Origin of the sequence: Colwellia sp. C2M11 (genome assembly GCF_018860915.1) — a bacterium.
Taxonomy (GTDB): domain Bacteria; phylum Pseudomonadota; class Gammaproteobacteria; order Enterobacterales; family Alteromonadaceae; genus Colwellia.
Window position 1 is genome coordinate 97,541 of record NZ_JAHKQD010000003.1, and the last position, 18,505, is coordinate 116,045.

The window sequence follows — 18,505 nt, forward strand, 5'->3', positions numbered from 1 at the left end:
ATAGAGAGTTAACGTGTCTTTTTCTACTACTGTATCCTTTTCTACTGAAATATCATCATTATCGCTTGAAAATCACTTTGCACAGAGTGAAATTAAAAGTAAATTACCTCTTGATTTTACTTTAAATGATGAGCGCTTAGCATTAAATGAAGGTCATAATATTGACTCATCAAAACCTGAATTAGTGGTGTTTTCTGATTTAACATTACAAAATTTACTATTATTGCAAGGTAATGGCTATTTTACTATTGATAGCTTAATTGCAATAAACACCCGCAATAACCAGACAAGTTATCGTTTTAATGTGACTTGTACTGATTTCATTAAATCTCGCCAAGCCATTGCTGACTTTGCCTTAGCAAATAAAATAGAGGCGGCATTAATTCTAAATGCTCCAAAGCTTAATACACCAGGCTTATTAGTCATGGATATGGATTCAACCACCATTGAAATTGAATGTATTGATGAAATAGCGAAATTAGCAGGTGTTGGTGAAGAAGTATCTGCGGTAACAGAATTAGCTATGCAAGGTCAATTAGATTTCTCTCAAAGCTTACATCAACGTGTTGCAACATTAGCTAATGCACCTGAGAAAATTCTTGCCGATGTAGCAAAAAACATTCCATTAATGGCGGGATTAGAAACATTAATTAGCGAGCTTAAAAAACATAATTGGCGTATCGCAGTCGCATCTGGGGGCTTCACTTATTTTGCTGATCACCTTAAGGATATGTTAGCTCTTGATGCAACTTTTGCTAATGTATTAGAGATTGTTGACGGTAAACTCACCGGAAAAGTCTTAGGTAGTGTTGTCGATGCGCAAGTAAAGGCAGATTCATTAAATTTATTAGCAGATAAATATCAAATTCCTCATGCTCAAACCGTTGCTATGGGTGATGGCGCTAATGATCTTGTGATGATGGCTGCTGCTAACTTCGGCGTTGCATTTCACGCTAAACCCATTGTATTAGCACAAGCTGATAGTAGCATTAACCAACAAGGGTTAGATTGTTTATTACATTGGTTAGCCTAACGAGACGGCTCTATTATAAATAATAGAGCCGATAACTGCACTCTACAGTCATTAAAATTCGAGGTATTAACTATAATCGATGGCTGTACAAAACTTCATGCGTAATATCGATACATTGAATAGATGCAACAACACTCAAAATATCTTGCTCTATTTGTTTACTACGGTGTATAGCATAAGTGCTAATATAGCTAAGCTCAGCGTTTAAATATTCTAAATTAGGTGTGTTAGTACGTGATATTTTTAATTGAAAACTGAAGAAACTGCCTTTTTGGGTTGCTTGCTTGATAAAGTTTTTCCTCAACGCTGACGTATTCAACTCTCGCTCAAACTTTATACTCACCCCTTTATCAATTTGATCAACATTATTAGCAATAGAAATATAAAGAACATCAGTAATAGGCTCAGCATTTATTACCAGCTTCTTCAGGCAAGAATCAAGAAAGTTATCCTTATATAGCTTGGTTAATATAGGATAGAAATTGTAATAGCCTTTTCTATCACTAAGTATACGTAATCGCTCTAAAAAATCATTATCCTGATTATTGGTAACCAGCACTTCTACTTTGTAACGGCTACCACTTGTTTGTACAATTAATGTAGGAACTTCAATGCATTGAGAATAGTGTGTACGCAGTGATTCAGCTAAACCCGGCAACAATGAACTTCCTTCATCAGTGGTTAGCTTCTCTTTATTTTTCTCAATTAATAATTTAAAAAATGTGCGACCTACATGCTGGTGTGATCTAATATAAACTTTGCAATTAAGCACTGTTTTTTTCTGATTAACTTTTATAACCTCATAAGGTAATTTTTTCAATTCATGGGATGAAGTTATCTTTTGTAGGCTTGGAAATGTCATGCTAATAACATCACCAGCACGAACCCCTACACCTTCACTTAGTACCAACTTAACACCTGAAACAGAGAAGTCGATAGAGTTCGCTTGCCATTCTTGTTTATTATTTTCCAATATAACCGGCGTTTTATAAATAAACCTAGGCTCTTGTCGCAAATTCTTATAGCTGATGCCTAACTGCTGAACAACCAATTTATTTTTTAAACGCTTATGTCCAAACTTTTTCAATTTATTTACATCTATTCCTTTATTTGAAAAACCTTGATACTCAACAATAGAGGTTTGATGCGTAATATCACTAGCAACAACACCAAAGGACAATGAATCAATACAATTAATCACTTCTTTTGAAGGGGGTGGGTTTATATATTGTTCATCTGGATCTTGGCTATTTGATAAAATAAAAGGAGAGTGTATCGTTGACTTATCAATAGTAAAGTAAGTTAATTTGGTCACTGAAAAAGAAGCTCTTTTAGCTGCAAAAGTAAAAAACTCAGGGAAAAAGTCATTTTCTTGAGATAATTGCTCTTCATCTACAGTATAAAAATAGTCTTTACCTTGATGTTGATGAATAAAGCTGTAAACCAACAGCGACTTACCTTGCTTATATCTTTTTAACAAACGAGGCAAGCGCGCTTCATTAACGAGTGAATGTAAATTAGAGTGGTGCTCTTCATCTTGCCAGTATTGAAAGGTAGGTTGATTATTGTTTGTTGTTAATACATAACGAGGAATAATTTGATTGCCGTTTAGTTGAAAATATATAGGTAACTCATTAATTTTGGGTAAAACATATTGTTCAAAGCTTCTAGATTGTAATGCCGCAATAGTATTTTCTAAATTAATTTTATATCTACGTTTATTAACTTGAATATAATCAAGTAAAAAGGTTTTAAAGTCATCATTTTCAAAATCATCTATACGTTGGCAACCAACAAGTTGGGTATTTTCATCACTGTAAATATTTTTTATTTGATATTCTAAACTGTCTCCGCGAGAAAATTGAAAGTCACTTTCAATATCTTTGAAAACGATTGTAATTTTTTGGTCTATATAAAGAGGTAACTTACTATTCAATCGAAACTTTAATCCTGTCACGCTGATATCAATACTATTCACTGACTTTTTCTGATTATCGTCCAACGCTATTGCAAAAGGCACAACAAAATTCATTCGTTCTTCCATTCGATTATATCGTTGACTACAAGGAACGTACTTAACAGGGTATTGAAGTTTCTCGATTGTTTTTTTAGGAAGTTCTACCTGTGCTTCTTTTGATTTTAGCTGATCTATATGCTGTTGTTCTTTCTGATAAATAACACGGAAATTATTTTCTGTATTTTTTACTGCTTCATAAACGCCGAAAGTATAACCTTGATATTTATCTACATTTTCTTGAAATACATTAATAGCAATGTCATCTAAAAAGTGGCTTTGCCCACAATATTGAAATAACTTACAATCTCCGTTAACTAAACCACGTAAATCAATAGACCGAGTACAAGTGCTCGCTAAGCGTTTCAATTCCATTTTTAATAAGAATTTTTCCGTCTTAGTCATCTGTTTAGTCTGTTGAGTAAACTTGATATCAAAACTTGGCTTATTTACTTCACCGCGAAAGTTATGAATTATCTTTTGGTATTTTGAAAAGTCTTTGCTCATAGAATAATATTATGTTTACTCTTATTGTTTAATAAAGAATTTCTTGAATAAAGTATAATGCAAGCTCAAATAGCATTATAATTTGAACGACTTAAATTCAGCTATAGTATTTAATACATCATCTTGCAGCTCTCTGCAACAATACAGATATAGCAATAACTAAGCAATTTTTGTGCCTATAACTAATAAACAACAAAGAGGGAATGTATGGCTAAAGCTAAAGCCGCCTATGTCTGCACAGATTGTGGCTCTGAATATTCTCGATGGCTAGGTCAATGTAATGACTGTAAAGCTTGGAATACTATTTCAGAATTTAGACAAGCAAAACTACCTGCTCGTGGTGGAAACTTTGCTGGGTTTGCAGGTGCTGCGCACAATGAACAAGCAAAAGTCCAAACTCTTGACGCTATTGATTTGACAGATCTACCTCGATTTTCATCTGGCTTTGCTGAATTTGATCGCGTTCTTGGTGGCGGTATTGTACCTGGAAGCGCTATTTTGATTGGTGGGGAACCGGGCGCAGGGAAAAGTACTTTATTACTACAAACTATGTGTACTTTAGCGTCTAATATGCCGGCTTTGTATATCACAGGTGAAGAGTCATTACAGCAAGTTGCAATGCGTGCTAAACGCTTAAGTTTACCTACAGATAAATTACAGATGCTTTCAGAAACAAGCGTTGAAAATATTTGTCAAATTGCCATAAAAGAGCAACCTAAGATTATTGTAATTGACTCTATTCAAGTAATGCACATGAGTGAAATACAATCTGCACCTGGTAGTGTTTCACAAGTCAGAGAAAGCGCCGCTTATTTGACACGTTTTGCTAAACAATACCATGTTGCTATATTATTAGTTGGCCATGTTACTAAAGACGGCTCTCTAGCTGGCCCTAAAGTACTAGAACATTGTATTGATTGCTCGATTATGCTGGAAGGTAGTACTGATTCTCGCTATAGAACACTTCGTGGTAATAAAAACCGTTTTGGTGCTGTTAATGAATTAGGTGTATTTGCCATGACCGGCGAAGGGTTAAAAGAAGTTAAAAACCCTTCTGCTATTTTTCTTAGTCGCACCGAAGAACAAACGGCCGGCAGTGTTGTGATGGTGTTATGGGAAGGAACTCGTCCTTTATTGGTAGAAATTCAAGCCTTGGTTGATCATTCTGCTTTAGGAAACCCACGCCGTGTTGCCGTTGGTGCAGATCAAAATAGATTATCAATGTTACTGGCTATTTTACACCGTCATGGTGGTCTTCAGCTTAACGATCAAGATGTGTTCGTCAATGTTGTTGGCGGTATAAAAGTGACAGAAACCAGTATCGATTTAGCGTTAATTCTTGCATTAGTTTCTAGCTTTAAAGATAACGCCCTACCACAAGACTTAGTCATTTTTGGTGAAGTAGGTTTATCTGGAGAAATACGGCCGGTACCAAGCGGTCAAGAACGCATAAATGAAGCAGCAAAACATGGCTTTAAACGAGCCATAGTTCCTTTTAATAATATGCCTAAACAAGCGATAAAAGGTATGGAAGTCATTGGTGTCAAAAAATTAAGCGAAGCATTAGAGGTGATATAAATGATAGTAAATCACCTTTTCTTATAACATTTACAAATATAAATTGGTTTATACATGAACAAAAAATTAGTCAGCTCTTTCTTTACTTCTTGTACTCTGCTTACATCAGTACTTATTTTTTCAAATACAGTACATTCAGCAGAACAAGACACTACTCAAGTAGATAAAACAACAATGCCATTAACTATTGAACGTATTTATAGCTCTCCAGATTTAAATGGACAAACACCTAAGTCGTTAAAGTTTTCCCCAGACGGCTCACGAGTGACCTATTTACAAGGGAAAAGTGACGATTTAAATCGTTATGATTTATGGGAATACAATCTTAAAAGCAAAAAAAATAACTTACTTGTCGACTCTCAGGTGTTATTTACTGGTCCGGAAATATTATCTGATGAAGAAAAAGCCCGTCGTGAACGTCAACGGGTTTATGGCTTTGGTATTATAGAATATACCTTTTCAAATGATGGTAATGCGCTATTATTTCCACTTAATGGTGATATTTACTACTACCATTTAGCAAGCAAAACAGCGAAACGCCTAACCCAAACAGACGCATTTGAAACAGATGTAAAATTCTCTCCAAAAGGTAACTACGCATCCTTCATTCGTGATCAAAACGTATTCATACTAAACATTAATACCGGTAAAGAAACACAATTAACCAAAGATGGTAAAGGTACAATAAAAAATGGCATGAGTGAGTTTGTTGCTCAAGAAGAAATGGATCGAATGACTGGTTATTGGTGGTCTCCAGATGAAAAGCACATTGCTTTTTTACGTGTAGATGAAACACCAGTACAAACGGTAATACGCAATGAAATATACGCAGAAGAAATCAAGTTAATTGAACAACGCTACCCTGCCACTGGCACCAATAATGTCACAATACAATTAGCGGTAACCGATATAAAAGGGAAAAAAATTCGTTTTGTTAAATTAGATGAAGCCGAGGGTGGTACATCGAAAGGAAATAAAAATGATATTTATATTCCACGTGTAAAATGGCTACCTGACAGCAAAGTTTTATCTTATCAATGGCAGAGTCGTGATCAAAAAACCTTAAAGTTAAAAACCTATAACCTAAAAACACGTGATCAAAAAACATTAATTACAGAACATTCAGATCATTGGATAAACCTACATAATGACCTCAAATTTTTAAATGATAATAAATCGTTTATTTGGGCTTCAGAACGAGATGGTTTTAAGCATTTATATCACTTTACTAATGAAGGAGAGTTAATAAATCAACTAACTAAAGGAAACTGGGTAGTAGATGAAATTAACCAAATTGATGAAACTAATGGGCTGATTTATTTTACTGGTCGTGCAGACACTCCACTTGAACGTCACTTATACAGCGTACCATTACATGGGAACTCTCCTGAGCATGTCGCGCGCTTAAGTCAACGTAATGGTTTCCATAACATCAGTTTTAGTAAAGATAACGCAAGTTATATCGATAGTTTCTCTAACATATATACACCTACCCAAGTGAGTTTACATGACGCTAATGGCAAGCACATAACTTGGCTAGCGGAAAACAAAATAGATGCTACGCATCCTAGTAACCCATATTATGATGATTTAATTCAACCTAATTTTGGCACACTCACTAGCGACGATGGTACAGCAACACTCTATTATAAATTATATACACCTAATGATATGGCTCCAGGTAAAAAATATCCTGTTATTGTTAATGTTTACGGTGGTCCTCACGTCCAGAAAGTTAAAAACGCATGGGAAGGAGCAGACTTTACTCAATACATGTTACAACAAGGCTATATTGTCTTCCAACTAGATAATAGAGGCTCTAATTTTCGAGGGACTGCTTTTGAATTTCCTATTTATGAAAAATTGGGGCAAGTAGAAATAGAAGATCAAATAACAGGTGTTAAATACTTACATGAATTACCTTTTGTCGATAAAGAGCGCATTGGTATTTATGGCCATTCATATGGTGGGTATATGGCATTAATGGCTCTTTTCAAAGCCGGTGATTACTTCAAAGCCGGTGTTAGTGGCGCGCCAGTAACTGACTGGTTATTATATGACACTCACTACACTGAACGTTATTTAAACCATCCAAGTGTTAATAACGAGGGTTATGATAAATCGAGTGTTTTCCCTTACGCTCCTGAATTAAAAAATCCATTATTGATTTATCATGGGATGGCTGATGATAATGTGTTGTTTACCAATACCACAAAATTGATTAAGACATTACAAGACGAAAATAAACAATTTGAACTAATGACATACCCTGGTAGCAAACACAGCATGAAAGGTAAAAAAGTAAAAGTTCATTTGAATAATACTATTATGAATTTCTTTGATAGGCACTTTAAATAGCTTCTATTTAAAATTACGTAACATTATTTTCATTTTATAAAACGGCAAGTACTTAAGTTACTTGCCGTTTTTTTTACTCTCTATTTTTTGCGTTTTCAACGCATAATACCAAGCATTTTTCATGCCTTAAATGTAATCAAAAGTGTGATAAAAAATGTATAATTTTTAGTTACATTTAATTGCATTTATCTACCATATTACTATTGCATTTTTATGACGAGAGGAGGATTATGAAGATGTAAAGAATGATTAGTTTACGATTAAGATGACCAAGAGGTAAGATTATGAATATTAAAATTTCTGGACACCATGTTGAAATTACAGAAGGTATTAAGCAATCTATCGAGAATAAATTCGCGAAAATCTCTAAGCATTATCCGTCAATCATGACATTAGAATCAACCATTACTGTTGAGCCGCATCAACAAAAACTTGAAGTAACCACTTTGTATGAAGGTGAGCAAGTTACCGTAAATGCATCAGATAAACAGTTGTATGCTGCAATTGCTAAAGTAGCGAAGAAACTCGAAGTTTCACTGGCTCGTCGCAAAGGTGTATTATCGGCCAAATTCAATAAAAAGTTTGTTGTACCACAAACAGACCTATATCAGGCATCAACCTAAAGTATTTTAAAATTAACCTTATAACGTTAATAAGTACTACGAGTAAATAATTAGTTTTAAACTCAAATATTTATTTAATGTACAAGTTAGTTAAACTATTCCTATTATTTTAATTAATTATTAACAAGTAAACCTACATAAAAAGCTGTACTCTGATCAACAGAGTACAGCTTTCTTGTTTTGACTGATTAAAAATATTTTAAATCACATTCAGGTTAACTAATACCAGTTTCATTAATTAAGTGAACAAGTTTATACGTAGAAAAAATTGCCAAATACAAGGCATTTATTTCAATAACTAGTTGTTCTAATTATTAAATAAATAACGATGTAGTTGGTGATTTTAGCAAGTAGAAATGATCACATAGTTAGTGAGATTGGTATAAAGCACATATACTTCACAAGAGTGCAACAAAGTTTAACATTCAAGATTAATAGCATGCTCGTTTATTTAACTTATTACTCTGGCTCGTAGTCTAAATTGGCTGATAGCCAACGTTCAGCTTGTGGCATGGTCATTTCTTTGCGCGAGGCATAGTTTTCAACTTGGTCTTTAGCTACTTTAGCTACAGCAAAGTATTTGGCATCTGGATGAGCAAAATAGAAACCACTTACCGCTGCACCTGGCCACATGGCAAAGCTTGAGGTTAGTTCCATGCCAATGTTATTTTCAACATCAAGTAGTTCCCATAACAAGCCTTTTTCAGTATGTTCAGGACATGCAGGGTAACCTGGCGCTGGGCGAATACCTTGATATTTTTCACGAATTAGATCGTCATTTTCCAAATTTTCGTCTGGCGCATAACCCCAATATTCTTTACGTACTTGCTCATGTAAATATTCGGCAGTTGCTTCTGCTAACCTATCGGCTACCGCTTTAATGAGTATGCTGTTGTAGTCATCATTTTCTGCGTCAAATGCTTTCACCAATTCGTCACAGCCAAAACCAGATGAAACAGCAAAACCGCCTATGTAATCATTAATTCCAGACTCTTTAGTGGCAATATAGTCAGATAAACAACGGTTAAACTGTCCTGCTGGTTTTTTACTTTGTTGACGTAATTGATGAAACTTAGTAATTGGCGTTTCACGTGCTTCATCAGCAAATAACACAACATCATCTTTTTCACGATAAGCCGGGAATAAACCAAATACCGCTTTTGCCGTTAACTTTTTATTGTTAATAACGTCATCAAGTAATGCATTAGCATCATTAAATAATTTAGTAGCTTCATGACCGACAACTTCATGTTTTAAAATAAGTGGGTATTTACCTGATAACTGCCAAGTCATAAAAAATGGCGTCCAATCAATGTAGTTACGCACAATACTTAAATCAATATTATCAAGTACAGTAACACCTAAGTTCTTCGGTTTAGTCGGCGTGTAATTTTCAAATGAGATTGGCGCTGCATTAGCACGAGCATCTTCAAGGGAAATTAAACTTGAGCGTGGACCCTTTTTATAATGACGTTCACGAACTTTCACATACTCTTCTTTTTGACGCTGCATAAAGGCAGGTCGTAGCTCATCAGAAAGTAACGCACTTACTACCGATACTGAACGTGAAGCATTAGGAACATACACTACAGGGTGTTCATATTGTGGCTCAATTTTAACAGCTGTATGAGCTTTCGACGTTGTTGCACCACCAATCAGTAATGGTAACTCAAAGTCTTGACGTTTCATTTCTTTAGCTACATGCACCATTTCATCAAGAGACGGTGTGATCAAGCCTGATAAACCAATAATGTCGACTTTTTCTTCTTTGGCTACACGTAAAATATCTTCACAAGAAACCATCACGCCTAAGTCAATAATGTCATAGTTATTACACTGAAGCACAACACCAACAATGTTTTTACCGATGTCATGTACATCGCCTTTAACGGTAGCTAATAATACTTTACCGTTTGACTTAACCTCGGTTTTTTCTGCTTCAATAAAGGGATTCAAATGCGCAACCGCTTGTTTCATTACACGAGCAGACTTAACCACTTGTGGTAAGAACATTTCGCCGGCACCAAATAAATCGCCTACCACATTCATGCCGTCCATTAACGGACCTTCAATCACATCGATAGGTCGTTCGGCAGCTAATCGTGCCTCTTCAGTATCTTCAATGATAAATTCATTAATGCCTTTTACTAGCGAATGCTCAATACGTTTTACTACAGGCAATTCACGCCATGACAAATCGGCTTTATTGTTTTGGCTGCCCGCTTGACCACGATAGTTTTCAGCAACATCAAGTAAACGCTCAGTGGCACCATCATCACTATTGCTGATAACGTCTTCTACCGCGTCTTTTAAATCTTTGGGTAGGTCAGAATAAATGGCGAGTTGGCCTGCATTTACAATCCCCATATCCATACCGTTTTTAATGGCGTAATAAAGAAATACTGCATGAATAGCTTCGCGAACAGGGTTATTACCACGGAATGAAAACGATACATTTGATACACCACCTGAAATCATAGCATAAGGTAAATTATCTTTAATATCTTTAACCGCTTCAATGAAATCAACCGCGTAGTTGTTATGCTCATCAATTCCGGTAGCTACCGCAAAAATATTAGGATCAAAAATAATATCTTCTGCGGGGAAACCAATTTCATCAACCAAAATATGATAAGCTCGATGACAAATTTCGTATTTACGTGCGCGCGTGTCGGCTTGACCTTCTTCATCAAACGCCATAACAATAACAGCAGCACCGTAACGTCTTAATAATTCAGCTTGCTCGCGGAAGTTATCTTCCCCTTCTTTTAAGCTGATAGAGTTAACTATGCCTTTGCCTTGTATACACTTTAAGCCTTCTTCTAAAATATCCCATTTAGATGAATCAAGCATGATTGGTACTTTGGCAATATCAGGCTCACCGGCAATGAGGTTTAAGTAACGTACCATCGCAGCTTTTGAGTCCAACATGCCTTCATCCATGTTGATATCAATAATTTGCGCGCCGTTTTCTACTTGTTGTAGTGCTACAGCAATGGCTTCATCGTATTTTTCTTCGGTGATTAAACGTTTAAACACGGCAGAGCCAGTAACGTTAGCTCTTTCGCCCACGTTAACAAATAACGAATCTTTTTCGATGGTTAACGCTTCTAAACCAGATAAGCGACAAGCAATTTTACGTGCCTCTATTTTACGCGGTGCAATATTCGCAACCGCTTCAGCCATACCTTTAATATGGGCAGGTGTTGTACCACAACAACCACCAATAATATTTAAGAAACCCGCTTCAGCCCATTCAGCAACATGGGTATTCATGTCTTCAACGCTAAAGTCGTATTCACCAAAAGCATTAGGTAAACCTGCATTCGGATGTGCAGAAACCGCGAAATCAGAGATTCGGCTTAGTTCAGCAACATATTGACGTAATTCAACAGGTCCTAAAGCACAATTTAAACCAAATGAAATCGGCTTAGCGTGACGTAAAGAGTTATAAAACGCTTCGGTCGTTTGACCGGATAATGTACGACCAGAGGCATCGGTGATTGTGCCTGAAATCATTACCGGTAAACGCACACCTAACTCTTCAAAAACTACTTCAACAGCAAAAATGGCGGCTTTAGCGTTTAAGGTATCGAAAATGGTTTCGATAAGAATAATGTCACTGCCACCTTCAATTAAGGCTTTAGTTGATTCTATGTATGCTTCTTTTAATTCATCAAAAGTAACGTTACGAAATGCAGGATCATTCACATCAGGTGAAATTGAACAGGTACGGTTTGTTGGACCTAAAACACCGGCAACAAAACGAGGACGTTCAGGGTTTTTTTTGGTGTATTCATCTGCTGCTGCACGGGCAATTTTAGCCGCTGCAAAGTTAATTTCAGCGCTGTACTCTTCCATATCATAATCGGCCATAGCAATCGTAGTGGCGTTAAATGTATTGGTTTCAAGAATATCTGCACCGGCTTCAAGGTATTCAAGGTGAATCGCTTTTATGATATCAGGCTGAGTAAGCACTAACATATCATTATTGCCTTTAACATCCGTATGCCAATCAGCAAATCGCTCTGCTCTAAAATCTTGTTCTTCAAACTTATAGGCTTGGATCATTGTTCCCATAGCACCATCAAGAATTAGAATATTTTTAGCCAATTGCTGTTCGAATAAAGCGAATGAAGGATGTTTTTTCATGGTGTATCGGTTTCCTATGGATAAATCTTTAAATCAAATTTGGGATATCTACAAAACTTAAATGACGGTATCTGGATGTATTGCTTTGATATTAGAAGCATCCAATTTATATGGGGTAATTTGATAAACATAATAATTAAGCCAATTAGTAAATAATAGACTACCATGACTTCGCCAAGAACCAATAGGAGGATTATTTTGGTTATCGTCTTTATAATAATTTTTAGGTATCGCCGTGCCACTATCATTTAAGCTATCACGTAAAAATTCTTCGTGTAAAGTAGAGGTATCATATTCAGGATGGCCTGTTAAATAAACTTGTTGCTTATTTTTACTCGCAGCTAAATAAACTCCAGCTTCTTCAGATTCTGCTAAGACTTTTATTTGTGAAATACTTTCATAATCTGATTTATCAATGTAGCCATAGCGAGAATGCGGCACATTAAAATTTTCATCAAAGCCACGCGTTAAAGGTTCTTTTTCATCAAGTGCTTTGTGATTAAAAATTCCCGATAATTTGTTTTTTCTTAAATGGCGATTCAAACCATAGTGATGGTACAGCGCGGCATGTGCAGCCCAACAAGAAAACATTGTTGAAGTAACATTTTTTTCTGCCCAATCAAAGACTTCACATATTTTATCCCAAAAAGTAACTTGTGAATAATCAAGTAAAGCTAACGGCGCTCCAGTAATAATTAAACCATCATATTGTTTATGTTTTACATCATCAAATAAATGGTAAAAGGTATCTAAATGCTCTGTTGGGGTATTTTTCGATTCATTGGCATTAATACGAATAAACTCTATATTTATTTGTAATGGGGTATTCGACAACATGCGCAGTATTTGCACTTCTGTTTCAATTTTATTTGGCATTAAATTCAAAATAGCGACTTGCATTGGGCGTATTTCTTGAGAAATGGCCCTATGTTCAGACATAACAAAAATATTTTCTTTATCTAACACTGATAATGCAGGTAATTGATCTGGAATTTTAATTGGCATAACGCACCTATGACGAAGAAAAAGCAAACAAAGTATAGAAAAACTATACTTACAATACTACTTAGATTGCTAGATATGTCAACATCTAAACGTTTAGATGGCTAAATAGATTAAACCTATATATTATCGTATTGAATTTGTAAAATGTCATTTAAAAAGAGAATACCGCCAAGAGCGAGAATGAAGCTGAGCAAGCCCTGTGAATCAGCTATGGACTTTAATTATATGTTTATGCGATTTGTAAGTAGTAAATTTTTTTTAATTGTATGCATATTCACAACAACATGACTTACCATCTTAAAACAATAAATGTATCTTCTTTAGTAAGGGCTTTCTTTGTTTATAAAAATTTACAAATATAAGAGACCAATCGGTCTGATATAAAATAGATTTACAAGCATTTATTTTAAGCTTTTGATCAATCCGATATAGGGCTAGATCATGCTAATGAAGCAGGATCGTTTTAGGGTAATCTAATGAGCTACAAGCCACGGTTGCATTCTATTGTATGGAAACTCACTTTATTGCATTTAAAAAGTGCATTTGTATTAATTCAAAATATTACCTCTTTTGAGTAGTGATCAATATAAGATAAATAGCCTCTCACTTTAATGCAAGGGAACTCCCTCTCTTCAATAGACTCTTCCTCTCTTACAAGTTACTCTCTTATTAATTCTGTAAAATTTTGTTTTAAATCAAGGACAACTTAATGCAAGAAAATATGGATATGGCATTTGCTTACCCGAAATACCTTGAGGAACTTGTAGAAAGGCTAGTAAAGAGAAACTGGCTCGTACATAACTTTCCAAAAGTAGATAATACTGATGTATATAATTTCGCTAACTATCGGCAAAACAAGCTCGTCAACAATGTAATTTACACTGTTTACCTAGATGTAAATATTTATCAGTTTATTATAAATTCGATTAAAAAGAATTCACCTAAAGAAGAGTTTAAAGATGCTATAGCACTAGTTGCATTCTGCCAAATTGCAGAAATCGAGCTAGATCCGACATATGCTGTTTATGAAAAATTAAATTATAGTAATGATCAGGCACTCCTTGATGAGTTAACTACCGATCTAGAATTATTTCAAAGAATAAACAATACAAGTAATGAGCTTTTAGCTCAGTATTCACTAGGATTCATTGAAAAATTCACGCCCTCTGAGGGGCACAATGTTGAGCATGAGAAAGTCCAGAAAGGGCTAACTAAGTATCGTAGATTGATTGAATGGGACTCGATGTATTTAATGATTCTTTACATCACAAATACATCCCTAATAGATGCTCTTAATAAAAAGTCCAAGCTGAAGAAACTAATAGAATGGATGATAAAAGAGTTTAGACTTTCATTGGTAGTAATCGTGTTCGCGATTATATATTTTGGTGATAAGCCACTTAGAAGGATGATGAAGGTTAAGCTAAACGATTCACCTGAAAGAAAATTGAAAAGCTTGTTTAATATGACTTGGGATCTTTATACCCTAAATAGGTATTTCAGAATGTGGACAGAAAGAGAACCGCAACAAGAAGGTATATATGCCAGCAATGACAAGGTATTCAACGAGATTTTACGTGGTTCAATTGATGTGCAAAATTCGGAAGAACTCACTCACTTTGAAGGTCACATAGACAAAAAGGACATTCAATTTATTTCTGAGATGACAATGAACCAGAATCATAGCCACGAAAGAATGTATGATTCTGAAGAATGGTCGCATGAATATAGAGCAAGACTGATTAAAAAACACGAAAAATTATTAGGTGTTGATAGTAAAGCTACATCATAATTTATAAGGATTTAGAGTGATTTTATACAAATATAGAAATTTGGAAAATTTGAGATTTTTAATAGACATATTTATGAATCAGAGGCTTTATGCAGCTCATTACACTGAAATGAACGATCCTATGGAAGGACATTATTTTCATCGGTCCGGCAGTTTAAATCCAGAATTTAAGTCAGCATTGAAGGGTGAGAAGTCAAGTTATGGAATTTGTTCTCTTTCAGAAATCGCTAATAATGACTTAATGTGGGCGCATTATGCTGGAGGTCATACTGGGATTTGTATTGGAGTTGAAGTCTGCCCAAATAAATATGAAATAGAAAAGGTAATGTATGACGGATTAAGCGCTTTAACAAATAAGCTCGAAAATGAGCCTGCGGAAGCAGCCAAAAGGGTTCTGTCACATAAGCTTGAAATATGGGATTATGAAGAGGAACACAGGGTATTTGTTCAATATTCAAAATTTGTAGAATTAGAAATAAAAGAGGTCATATTTGGCCGTAGAGCTAAAGATAAAGACTTTTATAAAAAACTAATCTTAGCATTTTGCCCTAATGTCATATTTAAAGAAGAGTTAGAACTAGAGCGTAAGTTTTAATTTCTTTGATTGGTCAAGCGATTCATGATTGCGTTTTAAATATTGTGTTCTGATAGATAATGAGACGAATCTCAATAATTAGTTGTAGTTTAAACCTGAACTGACACCCTAAAAACGGGTAACTGTCAGATCAAGTCTGAGCCACTACAACTTAAAAGCCTATTGGAACTATGCTTTCTACCCCAAACGCTTTTCCCAATAACACCTGGTTTTGATTAATATTATTAATATGCTCACCTAAATTTGAAAAAACTTGAAATTGTTTATGGGCTTTCTTGTATTGATGATAATCAATTGCTTGTTTGATAAAAGTTTTTAAACCACCTGTCTCAACAGATACAAGAGAACTAGATATGTCTGTTGATGTGATTTTTCTTCTAAGCAAGTTAGGCTTCTTAAACTCTCCAGCAGTTAGCGCTTCCCAAGCTCTATTCCAATCTGCAACAATTTCTTCTTGCTCACCAATATTTTTGGATATTTGCACTTTATTTGTAAATTTATGGCGTAACGTTCTAAACTCTTTAAACTCCTCCCGCATATCAGCAAGCTTTCCAACCATATCCTCACTTGATTTACATCGGCTCAATAGCAATGACATAAAAGGTGGAATATATTTAATTTCAGATATAAAAGGAGTAGATATAGATTCTGATAATCTTACAAACCTTTGGTTATGCTGGGTCGCATAATCAAAGTAGTTTTTTAAAACAGCATCCCTTTTATCTTTCTTTTGTAGAGCAAATTCAGAAACAGAGTTTAACGAAAGTGGCAACATATTCACACTGTCTGTTAGTTCTGCCATCTCGTTAGTATAGCACCAATGCCACATTCTAAGTTGAGTTAAGAAGTTTGACTCCAACAATTCCTTACTAGTTTGATCTGTCTCAGCACTTTTAATAATATCTAAGCCAATACCTGGATCGTGTTGTATTTGCCAAATCTTATTTTCTTTTGATAACTCTTCAAAAGCCAAAGCGTGTAGATCTGCATCTATAGAAATATGATCCGTCATATCTGTAGAGTGAAATAATTCTTCCTTATCAATAAATCGAATAGTTCCTGAGTGTCTTCGATTTAACTCCTTTACGATTCGATTTTTTTTGTAATTTTCGGACAAAACCACTTCATCAAATAAGATTACTGAAGAAATAAAAGTCTCTACTCTAGAGACTAACTCTACAGATAGCTTTTTATAGAGTTTGCTTGATAGACAATCAAATGCGTCTATACTCCAATTTGATAATACTGCTGAGTTGTTCATTTAATTTCCCTATATTTAATTTATTTTAATATTTATTACTCGGAAGTAATGTGCTTATTACTTCTGGTTAGATTTGGTGAAGCTCTGATATTTAAAAGCGTCAGTTCAACATTGAGCTACAACAAGTTAAATACGTTCACCGTAATTAACCCAATAAGCCCATTCTGAAAAAAGCCTTTCAGATGTGTGACGATTAATTGTTTTATTTTTGGTCATCGCGTCAGAAATCATTTCATCATTCTCTTTAATAAATGAATCAAAATCATTTTTTAGTTTTTTGCATACGTGCGTTAATGATTGCTCTGAATCCAAAATTAAGAATGGTAAGTGAATAATTGGTGGCTTTATTTGACTTTCAATAGGAGTAGAGAAAGACCTTTCGTTAGGTGTTTCAATTTCCAATGCTCTTATATGTTTGAATAGGCTATATTCTACAGTACCTTTTGTATAATAAAATAAGTCACAATAGCAATTGGTAATACAACCATCATCTTTTTCTGGGTATGTTAAGAACTCAATACTTGGAAAGGGAATACATAAATTCTCACTGTTAAAGCGTATTACTGGTATTTTGTGCAACTCTACTTTTTTGTATTTTAGGTGATAATAATACTTACTAGGTTTTTCAAATAAAATTTCTTGCCACCAAAATTTTCCACCTGATGATTCACCATCTCCAATCTCGATAGTATAATCTGGATCTATGTCGTAAAAAGCTCCGTTTATTCCGTCATATTTCCAGTTTTCAAAATCTAGCAATAAATCTACAAACCGTTCAGAAGCTTTTTTATCTAATCCAAATTGTTCACGCCACATAGCTTCAATTTCATACGGGTTGGCACTACTATCCTTTGGCGTATTAGTATCTTCCACTCTAGAATAAACAGTTCCAGAGCGAACACATCTGCCTTTTTTATTTTCATCACGCGTTAAAAAATATGGCTTAAACCTTTCATTTTTTATCACAAGAATATCTAACTCTAAGGCTTTAACTTTAATGGTCTTAAGCTCTATTGTTGGTATATTATTTTTGGCAAAACTTTTTGTCTGAAGGTAACTAATGATATCTGCTTGTGTTGGGCGATACACGCTCCCCGCTAAACCAATAACCTCACAATTATCATTTACACCAAAAATTAAGTAACGATCACTATCACAAAGCACGTTAGCCATGCATAAAATATCATGGAGAAGATCTACTAGATTAGAATGATGTTGCTGTTTAAAATCCCACCACTGTCCTTCTCTATTTTCCGACAGCAGTTGTTCAATGAGTTCTTTCATTTTCATCCATATATCTATGAGCTTTATGATTACAATTAATTATTTTGTTTCATCTTCAGATGAAGATTCAACATTTATCATGTCATGAAAATTGTTCATCATATTTGCTTGAAGTCTGGCACTTTCGTTAATGGTTAAAAGATCAATTCTCCCGTTTGGAAGCATTTTTACTTTGTTTAAACTATCCATCACATGTGATGTACCCTGCATAAAGTGCATTTTCCCTTGATACCCTTGTTCTTTAAGTAAGTTGAAATTACGCTCAAATTCCAATCTATTTCTAGGTGTCTTCATGTCTGTCAT

At 34.8% G+C, this 18,505-nt stretch carries 12 protein-coding genes; 6 read left to right on the forward strand and 6 right to left on the reverse strand.

Annotated elements, in window-relative coordinates; all coding sequences use genetic code 11:
* Positions 1 to 13 precede the first annotated feature (13 nt).
* Positions 14 to 1,033, forward strand: a complete 1,020-nt coding sequence (serB, locus tag KO509_RS18235) for a phosphoserine phosphatase SerB (RefSeq protein WP_303495258.1) — start codon at positions 14 to 16, stop codon at positions 1,031 to 1,033.
* 70 nt (positions 1,034 to 1,103) lie between these two features.
* On the opposite strand, the gene KO509_RS00420 is transcribed toward serB, so the two are convergent.
* Entirely contained in the window at positions 1,104 to 3,554 is a 2,451-nt protein-coding gene (locus KO509_RS00420) for a PilZ domain-containing protein (protein ID WP_215971309.1), read from the reverse strand.
* A gap of 207 nt (positions 3,555 to 3,761) precedes the next feature.
* On the opposite strand from KO509_RS00420, the gene radA reads away from it, so the two are divergent.
* The 3 genes from radA (at position 3,762) to raiA (ending at position 8,113) form a co-directional block, all read left to right on the forward strand.
* A complete protein-coding gene (gene radA / locus KO509_RS00425; protein WP_215971310.1) occupies positions 3,762 to 5,132 on the forward strand; it encodes a DNA repair protein RadA in 1,371 nt (456 codons plus the stop codon).
* Between the two features lie 174 nt (positions 5,133 to 5,306).
* Positions 5,307 to 7,490 carry a S9 family peptidase gene (locus KO509_RS00430; RefSeq protein ID WP_252727314.1) on the forward strand — a complete coding sequence of 728 codons (2,184 nt, stop codon included), beginning with the start codon at positions 5,307 to 5,309 and terminating at the stop codon, positions 7,488 to 7,490.
* Positions 7,491 to 7,774: 284 nt separating this feature from the next.
* Positions 7,775 to 8,113 (forward strand): ribosome-associated translation inhibitor RaiA, encoded by a 339-nt coding sequence (raiA, locus tag KO509_RS00435; RefSeq protein ID WP_215971312.1) that lies wholly within the window; start codon positions 7,775 to 7,777, stop codon positions 8,111 to 8,113.
* A gap of 459 nt (positions 8,114 to 8,572) precedes the next feature.
* On the opposite strand, the gene metH is transcribed toward raiA, so the two are convergent.
* Positions 8,573 to 12,265, reverse strand: coding sequence for a methionine synthase (gene metH / locus KO509_RS00440; RefSeq protein ID WP_215971313.1), 3,693 nt, complete (start codon positions 12,263 to 12,265; stop codon positions 8,573 to 8,575).
* A 57-nt stretch (positions 12,266 to 12,322) separates the two neighbouring features.
* Entirely contained in the window at positions 12,323 to 13,270 is a 948-nt protein-coding gene (metA, locus tag KO509_RS00445; RefSeq protein WP_215971314.1) for a homoserine O-succinyltransferase, read from the reverse strand.
* Positions 13,271 to 13,979: 709 nt separating this feature from the next.
* Here metA and KO509_RS00450 point away from each other — a divergent pair.
* Together KO509_RS00450 and KO509_RS18240 are read left to right on the forward strand one after the other, a co-directional pair.
* Positions 13,980 to 15,062 (forward strand): hypothetical protein, encoded by a 1,083-nt coding sequence (locus KO509_RS00450; RefSeq protein WP_215971315.1) that lies wholly within the window; start codon positions 13,980 to 13,982, stop codon positions 15,060 to 15,062.
* Positions 15,063 to 15,078: 16 nt separating this feature from the next.
* Positions 15,079 to 15,657: a DUF2971 domain-containing protein gene (locus KO509_RS18240; RefSeq protein ID WP_215971316.1), complete on the forward strand. Its 579-nt coding sequence runs from the start codon at positions 15,079 to 15,081 to the stop codon at positions 15,655 to 15,657.
* Between the two features lie 151 nt (positions 15,658 to 15,808).
* On the opposite strand, the gene KO509_RS00460 is transcribed toward KO509_RS18240, so the two are convergent.
* The 3 genes from KO509_RS00460 to avs1c all read right to left on the reverse strand — a co-directional run bounded on the left by KO509_RS00460 (position 15,809) and on the right by avs1c (position 18,505).
* On the reverse strand, positions 15,809 to 16,918 hold the full coding sequence (locus tag KO509_RS00460; protein WP_215971317.1) for a hypothetical protein: 1,110 nt from the start codon (positions 16,916 to 16,918) through the stop codon (positions 15,809 to 15,811).
* A gap of 126 nt (positions 16,919 to 17,044) precedes the next feature.
* Positions 17,045 to 18,202, reverse strand: a complete 1,158-nt coding sequence (locus tag KO509_RS00465) for an ATP-binding protein (RefSeq protein ID WP_215971318.1) — start codon at positions 18,200 to 18,202, stop codon at positions 17,045 to 17,047.
* A 39-nt stretch (positions 18,203 to 18,241) separates the two neighbouring features.
* A complete protein-coding gene (gene avs1c / locus KO509_RS00470; protein WP_215971319.1) occupies positions 18,242 to 18,505 on the reverse strand; it encodes an AVAST type 1 anti-phage system protein Avs1c in 264 nt (87 codons plus the stop codon).

Coding starts and splice junctions, on each gene's coding strand:
- KO509_RS00420 (WP_215971309.1), bottom strand. CDS start 3,554: ATGAGCAAAGACTTTTCAAAATACCAAAAGATAATTCATAACTTTCGC.
- metA (WP_215971314.1), bottom strand. CDS start 13,270: ATGCCAATTAAAATTCCAGATCAATTACCTGCATTATCAGTGTTAGAT.
- KO509_RS00430 (WP_252727314.1), top strand. CDS start 5,307: ATGCCATTAACTATTGAACGTATTTATAGCTCTCCAGATTTAAATGGA.
- raiA (WP_215971312.1), top strand. CDS start 7,775: ATGAATATTAAAATTTCTGGACACCATGTTGAAATTACAGAAGGTATT.
- KO509_RS00465 (WP_215971318.1), bottom strand. CDS start 18,202: ATGAAAGAACTCATTGAACAACTGCTGTCGGAAAATAGAGAAGGACAG.
- KO509_RS00460 (WP_215971317.1), bottom strand. CDS start 16,918: ATGAACAACTCAGCAGTATTATCAAATTGGAGTATAGACGCATTTGAT.
- avs1c (WP_215971319.1), bottom strand. CDS start 18,505: ATGACAGACATGAAGACACCTAGAAATAGATTGGAATTTGAGCGTAAT.
- metH (WP_215971313.1), bottom strand. CDS start 12,265: ATGAAAAAACATCCTTCATTCGCTTTATTCGAACAGCAATTGGCTAAA.
- radA (WP_215971310.1), top strand. CDS start 3,762: ATGGCTAAAGCTAAAGCCGCCTATGTCTGCACAGATTGTGGCTCTGAA.
- KO509_RS00450 (WP_215971315.1), top strand. CDS start 13,980: ATGCAAGAAAATATGGATATGGCATTTGCTTACCCGAAATACCTTGAG.